This is a genomic window from Deferribacterota bacterium, assembly GCA_034189185.1.
Taxonomy (GTDB): domain Bacteria; phylum Chrysiogenota; class Deferribacteres; order Deferribacterales; family UBA228; genus UBA228.
This window is the reverse complement of sequence record JAXHVM010000085.1, coordinates 1-7,583: the sequence shown is the minus strand read 5'-3', so window position 1 is coordinate 7,583 and position 7,583 is coordinate 1. Positions and strand designations below refer to the sequence as shown.

General features: G+C 34.3%; 8 protein-coding genes. All 8 read left to right on the top strand.

The features are described from left to right. Positions 1 to 191, top strand: a 191-nt coding sequence (locus tag SVN78_06815; protein ID MDY6821316.1) for an enoyl-CoA hydratase, incomplete at its 5' end; no start/stop codon positions are given. Beyond that, complete coding sequence (locus tag SVN78_06810) at positions 192 to 1,799, top strand: carboxyl transferase domain-containing protein (GenBank protein MDY6821315.1); 1,608 nt, start codon at positions 192 to 194, stop codon at positions 1,797 to 1,799. It abuts the gene before it with no gap. Continuing rightward, the gene (locus SVN78_06805) at positions 1,780 to 3,282 is read left to right on the top strand and encodes a biotin carboxylase N-terminal domain-containing protein (GenBank protein ID MDY6821314.1); all 1,503 of its coding nucleotides are present in this window, start codon (positions 1,780 to 1,782) and stop codon (positions 3,280 to 3,282) included. The genes SVN78_06810 and SVN78_06805 overlap by 20 nt, the downstream gene beginning before the upstream one ends. 2 nt (positions 3,283 to 3,284) lie before the next feature. After that, complete coding sequence (locus tag SVN78_06800) at positions 3,285 to 3,764, top strand: acetyl-CoA carboxylase biotin carboxyl carrier protein subunit (GenBank protein MDY6821313.1); 480 nt, start codon at positions 3,285 to 3,287, stop codon at positions 3,762 to 3,764. Between the two features lie 87 nt (positions 3,765 to 3,851). Beyond that, the gene (locus tag SVN78_06795; GenBank protein MDY6821312.1) at positions 3,852 to 5,243 is read left to right on the top strand and encodes an acyclic terpene utilization AtuA family protein; all 1,392 of its coding nucleotides are present in this window, start codon (positions 3,852 to 3,854) and stop codon (positions 5,241 to 5,243) included. Positions 5,244 to 5,248: 5 nt separating this feature from the next. Continuing rightward, positions 5,249 to 5,563, top strand: coding sequence for a hypothetical protein (locus SVN78_06790; GenBank protein MDY6821311.1), 315 nt, complete (start codon positions 5,249 to 5,251; stop codon positions 5,561 to 5,563). Positions 5,564 to 5,566: 3 nt separating this feature from the next. Next, the gene (locus SVN78_06785) at positions 5,567 to 6,178 is read left to right on the top strand and encodes a flavodoxin family protein (GenBank protein MDY6821310.1); all 612 of its coding nucleotides are present in this window, start codon (positions 5,567 to 5,569) and stop codon (positions 6,176 to 6,178) included. A 146-nt stretch (positions 6,179 to 6,324) separates the two neighbouring features. Continuing rightward, a partial coding sequence (locus SVN78_06780; protein ID MDY6821309.1) for a PAS domain S-box protein occupies positions 6,325 to 7,583 on the top strand: 1,259 nt, incomplete at its 3' end.

The window sequence follows — 7,583 nt, the reverse complement described above, 5'->3', positions numbered from 1 at the left end:
CTGAATCAATATCTTCTAAGAGTTCACTAGTTATTAAACTTGCAATGGATGCTATATATAGTTCAAGGGATAATGATCTTCAGGAGGATTATCTAGCACTACTTAGAATTATTAATTTTAAGTCAAAAGATCTAAAAGAGGGTGCAAGCGCATTTTTGGAAAAAAGAAAACCACAGTGGAAGGGAGAATAAATGGCAAGAATATTAAGTAGCATAGATAAAAATGATGAAAACTTTAAAAAACGTTATAAGCATAACAAAGAATTGGTGAAAAAAATAGAGGATATAAAAGCTGTTATAAAAAAAGGAGGGCCAGAAAAGGCTCATAAAGTTAATAAAGAAAGAGGAAAATTGTTTTGTAGGCAGAGGATTGAAAAGGTGTTAGACAAGGGCTCGCCTTTTTTGGAAGTTGCGCCTATGGCAGCTTATAATATGTATGGTGGCGAGGTGTCTTCTGCTGGTATTGTAACAGGAGTTGGAAGAATTTCTGGAAGAGAGGTTATGATTGTTGCAAATGATCAAACAGTTAAAGGTGGTACATATTATCCTATCACTGTGAAAAAACATATAAGAGCCCAACATATAGCAATAGAGAATAATCTACCCTGTCTGTATATAGTTGATTCAGGAGGGGCCTATTTACCTTTGCAGGATGGGGTATTTCCTGATAAAGATCATTTTGGCAATATTTTTTATAATCAATCAGTATTAAGCAGTAAAGGCCTTTTGCAGGTTGCACTTGTTACAGGTTTGGCAACAGCAGGGGGGGCATATGAACCTGCAATGTGTGATCAGTGTATAATGGTTAAAGATATAGGGGCAATATTTATAGGGGGCCCTCCTCTAGTTAAGGCTGCCACAGGTGAAGTGGTAAGCGCAGAGGAATTAGGTGGCGCAGATGTTCATACAAGGATTTCAGGTGTAGCAGACTACTATGTGAATGATGAAGAAGCTGGTATAAAAAAAGTAAGAGAGATATTTTCAAACTATCCTAAAAGTGAAAAATTTCCTTTAGATAGAATATCGCCTAGTGAGCCTTACTATGACCCTGATGAAATATATGGCATAGTTCCTGAGAGTTTAGAAACACCCTATGATGCTAGAGAGATTATTGCAAGGATTGTAGATAATAGTGATTTTGAAGAATTTAAAGCGCGATATGGTCAGACTGTTGTAACAGGCTTTGCCAGGATTGGTGGTTATTTAGTAGGCATAATAGGTAATAATGGGGTTATTTTTCCAGAATCCTCTACAAAAGCGGCCCACTTTATAGAGCTTTGCTCATTTAGAAAAATACCATTAATCTTTTTACAAAATATTACAGGTTTTATTATTGGCAAAAAATATGAACACCAAGGTATGCCTAAAGATGGTGCTAAGTGGGTGCATGCAGTATCAACTACAAATGTCCCTAAATTTACTGTGATAATAGGGAATTCTTATGGTGCAGGTAATTATGCAATGTGTGGGAGAGGTTATAATCCAAGGTTTCTATGGATGTGGCCAAATGCAAGAATAGCAGTTATGGGGCCTAACCAGGCGGCAGATGTATTAACCCAAGTAAAAATAAAACAGTATGAAAGAGAGGGCAGAAGGTTAAGTGAAAAAGAGATAGAAGATATAAGAAATCCTATATTGGAAGACTATAAAAACAAATCAGAGGCGTTGTATTCAACGGCAAGGCTTTGGGATGATGGTATAATAGATCCTGTTAAAACAAGGCAATACTTGATGCTGGCAATTGAGTTATCCCTTTATAAAAAAATTAGTGAGGTTAATTTTGGAATATTCAGGATGTGAAAAAAAGAGAATTTTAGTAGCAAATAGGGGTGAGATTGCAATTAGGATCTTAAAAGCAATCAGAGAACTAGGGCATATAGCAATAGCAATTTATTCTGAAGTTGATAAATATTCACCCCATCTTGCTTTTGCAGATGAAGCATATTTTATAGGCGAGAGTGAAGCTTCGAAGAGCTACCTAAATATTGATAGCATTATTGAGGTTGCAAAGAAAAATAAGATTGACGGTATTCATCCAGGTTACGGATTTCTAGCAGAGAATACTAGATTTGCTGAGGCTGTTAAATCATCTAATATAGTTTGGATTGGACCTCATCCTAAGTCAATGTATGATGTGGGTGATAAGATAAGGGCTCGTGAAATAGCTAAGAGTGCAGGTGTTCCAATTATACCAGGTGTGACATTAGATAACAATGTAGATCCTATGGATGCAGCAAAGAGCTTGGGTTTTCCCATTCTCATAAAAGCCTCTGCTGGAGGTGGTGGTAAGGGGATGCGCATTGTTAGAGATGAAAGTGAGTTGATAGATAGTGTAAATATAGCAAGAAAAGAGGCAGAATCATCCTTTGCAGATCCTACCATTTATTTTGAGAAGCTTTTAGAAGAGCCTCATCATATTGAAATTCAAGTATTAGCTGATAAGCATGGCAATGCTTACTATTTCCCTGAAAGGGAGTGCTCAATTCAGAGGAGATATCAAAAGATTGTTGAAGAGAGTCCTTCTGCAACAATTGATAGAATGCAGGCAAAATCTATGGGTGAGGCAGCATTAAAGCTTATCAAAAAGATTGCTTATGACTCTGCCGGTACAGTTGAATTTATGGTTGATAAGAATAAAAATTTTTATTTTTTAGAGGTAAATGCAAGGATACAGGTAGAGCATCCTGTAACTGAAGAAATTACAGGAATAGATCTTGTCAGTAACCAAATTGAAGTGGCCTTTGGTAAAAGCTTATCGTTTAATCAGGATATTATAAATATACCTAAAGGCCATGCAGTAGAGGCAAGAATTTATGCAGAGGATCCAGAAAATAATTTTATCCCATCAATTGGCAAGATTAATTATTATGAAATACCCTATGGTGCAGGTATTCGTTTAGATGATGGAGCATATAAGGGTTATGAAGTTCCAATACACTATGATCCTATTATATCAAAGGTTATAGCAAAAGGTACAGATAGGAATCAGTCGTTATATAGGTTGTACAAAGCTTTGTCTAATTATCATATTTTACCTATAAAGACCACAATCTCTTTTATTATGAATATTATTAAACACCCAGAATTTAGAAAAGGGGAATACGATACAAATTTTATTAATAAACATTATGAAAAACTTTTTGATGAAAACGAGAAATATATTCCAATAGCTGTTGCATGCTATTATTATTTGAGCTCCCAAGGGGTTACAAATGAATATGCCTATGGGGATAAGTATATGTTAAAAGAGTGTTGGCAGTATTTGACAAATTTCAGGGGATAATTATGGGTGAGATTATAAAGATTAACAACAAGCTATGGGAATATGAATTAGATATGAAGGATAATTGTTTTATTGTTAAAATAGATGACAAGAGCTATAGATACGAAATTAATAAGATTGGTGATGGATTGTTTGTTAAAGAGGATAACAGATATATAAAAATCTCATATTTCCAGGAAAAGGATAGCTTAAATTTGTGGGCTGATGATGCCTTTTATAAGATTTCAGAGGAAAGCGAGGAAGAATTAATAGAGCAAGAGAGTGAAAAGGATATAAAAGCACCAATGCCTGGCTTAATTAAAGAGGTTTTAGTGGAGGCCGGTCAACATATATCAAAGGGTCAAACAGTTGTGGTTTTAGAGTCAATGAAAATGTCAAATGAATTAAAAGCTTCTGTTGATGGCGAAGTAGGAGAAATTCTTGTTGCAAAGGGGGATCAGGTTGATGCCTTTGCAACATTAGTGAGAATTGAGAGTGAGTAGAGTATTATTGAGATGAATTACCCCTTACGATAACAGGGAAGATAAAAAAAAGGGATTTGAAAAAATAAATACACAAAGGAGTGTGTCTTGAGTGTAAAAAAGGTATCTATTGGTTCAGGTTCAATGATGTGGGGAGATATTATTGAGCCTGGATTGGAGATGATAGAAAAGGCTGACATAGATTATATATGTTACGATTGGCTTGCAGAAGTTACTATGTCAATTTTGTATATACAAAAAACCAAATATAAAAATGCTGGCTATCCACCAAAACTCATTGAGTGGATGAGGAGGGTAATACCATTAGCCAAGCAGAAGGGGATAAGGATTATAACTAATGGTGGTGGAGCAAATGTTGATGCTACATGTCTTGCTTTAAAAGATATCCTTTATAATAAAGGGATTAGAGGTGTAAAGATTGGCTCCATTATTGGAGATGATATTATAAGTGATATAGATAATTTCAGGAAGGAAGGAATAAAATTTACTAATCTAGATACAGGACAAGAGGATATTGATAGTATTAAGGACTCAATAGCAGGGGCCTATGTTTATTTAGGAGCTGAAGGCATTGTAGAGTGCTTAGAGAAAGGGGCTGATATTATAATTGGTGGTAGACTTGCAGATAATGCATTGTATGTGGGTCCATGGATGTATGAATTTGGCTGGGACTACAATAATAGTGATCACCATGGTAAAATTGGAGCCGCTATTACCTGTGGCCATATAATAGAGTGTTCTTGTTGTTGTACAGGTGGAATGATGTGTAGCCAGTGGGATAAGGTCCCAGAACCTTGGAATGTAGGATATCCAATTGCAGAATTATATGAAAATGGTGAAGCTGTTATAACAAAAACACCTGATACAGGAGGATTAATTAATAGTTGGACAGTAAAAGAACATTTATTGTATGAAGTACACGATCCTAAAAATTATATTATGCCCGATGGTATTGCAGATTTCACAACACTTAATTTAGAAGATATAGATAATAATAGGGTCAAAATAACTAATATGAGTGGCAAAGAACGCCCTAGTATGTTAAAGGTGGGTATTGGTTATAAAGATGGTTGGAAGCAGGAGCTGCAACATTGGTTTTGTTGGCCTGACGCTTTAAAAAAAGCTAAACACTGTGAATATATACTACATGAGTGGTTAAAGAGGCAAGAGATTAAGGTGGAGAAGCTTCAGATAGATTATATGGGTATTAATATGGCTCACCAAAGTTTAGTGAAAATCCCTGATATTAACGAGGCAAAAGATTTGCCAGAGGTTGGTATAAGAATTTGCGCAAAATTTAGAACAAAAAAGGAGGCTGAATATTTCAGGGAACATGCGATGATCTGGAGTGCACCTCAAGCAGGATATGTATTTAATACAACTACACCGCCTGCTAAACCAGTAAGGATTATTAGATTGTGGCCAACATTAATACCCAGAGATTTAGTTTCCTTTAAAACAAATATTATAGAGGTTTAATTATAATGAAAAAAATAAAATTAGCAGATATTGCCTTTGCTAGATCAGGTGATAAGGGAGATGTCTTAAATATTGGTTTAATGGCAAAAACAACAGAAGATTATAAAATAATAAAATATAAGGTAACACCTCAAATGGTAAAAAATTTTTTTGGAGACCTAGTTAAGGGAAATGTCGAAATTTACCCACTAGATAATATAGAATCCTTAGAGATTGTAATGCATGGTGCATTAGATGGGGGCGCTACAGGTAGTTTGCGCATAGATGGAACGGGTAAACCCTTTGCGACAGGAATATTAAGAATGGAGTTAGAGGTATAAGTTATGTATATTTTAGGTATTAATGGCAGTCATAGAAGAGGAAAGGTTACTTATTTACTTATGAATTATATTGTAGAGAGACTAAAAGATGAGGGCTGTTCAGTTAATTTGATGGAGCTTGTAGATTATAATATTAAATATTGTATTGCTTGTAATAGATGTCTTGGAAGGACAGAATGTTCTATTAAGGATGATGATCTGCACGTTATAACAGATGAGATGCTTAAAGCAGACTGCATAATAATAGGTTCACCTGTTTATTTTTCAAATATAACCTCTAGACTTAAAACATTTATAGATAGAACGAGATGGATACATATGAAGAAAGACTTATTGCGAAATAAACGAGGCGCTTGCCTTGTTGTTGGTGGTCTTTTATATGGTGGTCAAGAGATAGTTTGCCAGATTATTGAAAATTATATGTTAAATATGAGTTTAAAGGTATTAAAACCAAGGCTTTTTAGTTCACCCATATATCTAACAAGTTTAGCAACAACGCTCTATAAAGATATGATTGATGAAAAAATAGTATATAAAAAGAAAGAAGAATTACTTGATCCTCTTTTTATCAAATCAAGTGAGCTTTTGGTTAAAAATATTTTAGAAGACGCATAAAATTTGTAGTTGCTACCTATATTTCCCCAACACTGCAAGTTAAACTTTTTTTGGCTTCGTAAGGCCAAAAAATAAGGTTACAATTCTCCTTTTATTAAATTTTAGATTATTATATAATATAATTATAAAATGTGTGGAGGTTAAATATGAGCAAAAACAATTCAGAGAAAAAATTAGAGTTTTTTGAAACTATCTTAGCAAATATTCCTGTTCCTATGTCAATAAGTGACTATGATGGGAAGATATTATATATTAATAAATCATTTGAGCGTTTCTATAAAAGAACAGGTGAACAAGCACTAGGATTAAAGATAGAAGAGTTATATCTAGCTGAAGATAAAGATATAATTATTGGGGCTGTAGAGAAATGCAGATCAGAGGGGTATGCTACGTGTGAGGTAACAACTATTAAAGGTGATGGTAAACATATGCCTGTAGTGTTAAATTTCACATTATTTAAAGCAAATGGAGATAAATATATTATCGCAACAGCAACTGACATATCAGATTTAAAGAAACGTGAAGAAGAATTAAATTTTATCTTTGAAAATTCAAGAGCTGCAATGGTATTAACTGATGAAAAAGGGAGATGGATTAAAATAAACAGAGCATTTTGTAGAGATACTGGTTATGCAAAAGAAGAACTGCTTGGTAAAAAACTTACTGAACAACCATTTACAACTGAAGAGACTATCAAAGCCCTAGATAAATTTAGAAGTTATACTATTGAAAAACGTGTTGAATCAAAAGATTTTATTGATGTGCCTGCAAAGAAGAAGAATGGTGATACCCTAATTCATTCAGCCTTTCAAGTCCCCTATGCTACTGGCAAGGGTGTATTGTACACTGCCATTGATGTTACAAAGGATAGATTAAATGAAAAAGAATATAAGAGATTTGTTGAGGATATAACCTATGTCGCTGAATCATTAGCAAGTGGTGATTATGCTTATAGGGTAAAAACAGATTATAAGAATGAGGATATAAAATTAACCGCTGAGACCTTAAATACGGTTATTAGTTATCTAGAGAAGAGTGATGATGAACTACAATCCCTAATAAAAGAATTAGCTACTCCATCCTTAGAAGTAATGGATAAGGTTGTTGTTATGCCATTAGTTGGTAAGCTTACAAGTGATAGAGCACTAGATGCAATGGAGCGTATACTAGAAAAGATTGAAGAGATAAAAGCATATGCTGCTATTATAGATATAACGGGTGTACCTACTATTGATTCAGCTGTTGCAGATAACCTCATTAAGACAATAGAGGCTATTAGACTTGTTGGTGCCACCCCTATACTATCAGGTGTCTCTGCAAATGCAGCAAAAAACCTTGTAAGGATTGGGGTTAAATTTGATTTTGTTACAAAGGGAAGCCTATCTGAGGCTATAAACTATGTGAA

Bases quoted from the DNA above. Each gene is read 5' to 3' on its own strand.
- SVN78_06800 (MDY6821313.1), top strand. From the start codon at position 3,285: ATGGGTGAGATTATAAAGATTAACAACAAGCTATGGGAATATGAATTA.
- SVN78_06785 (MDY6821310.1), top strand. From the start codon at position 5,567: ATGTATATTTTAGGTATTAATGGCAGTCATAGAAGAGGAAAGGTTACT.
- SVN78_06790 (MDY6821311.1), top strand. From the start codon at position 5,249: ATGAAAAAAATAAAATTAGCAGATATTGCCTTTGCTAGATCAGGTGAT.
- SVN78_06810 (MDY6821315.1), top strand. From the start codon at position 192: ATGGCAAGAATATTAAGTAGCATAGATAAAAATGATGAAAACTTTAAA.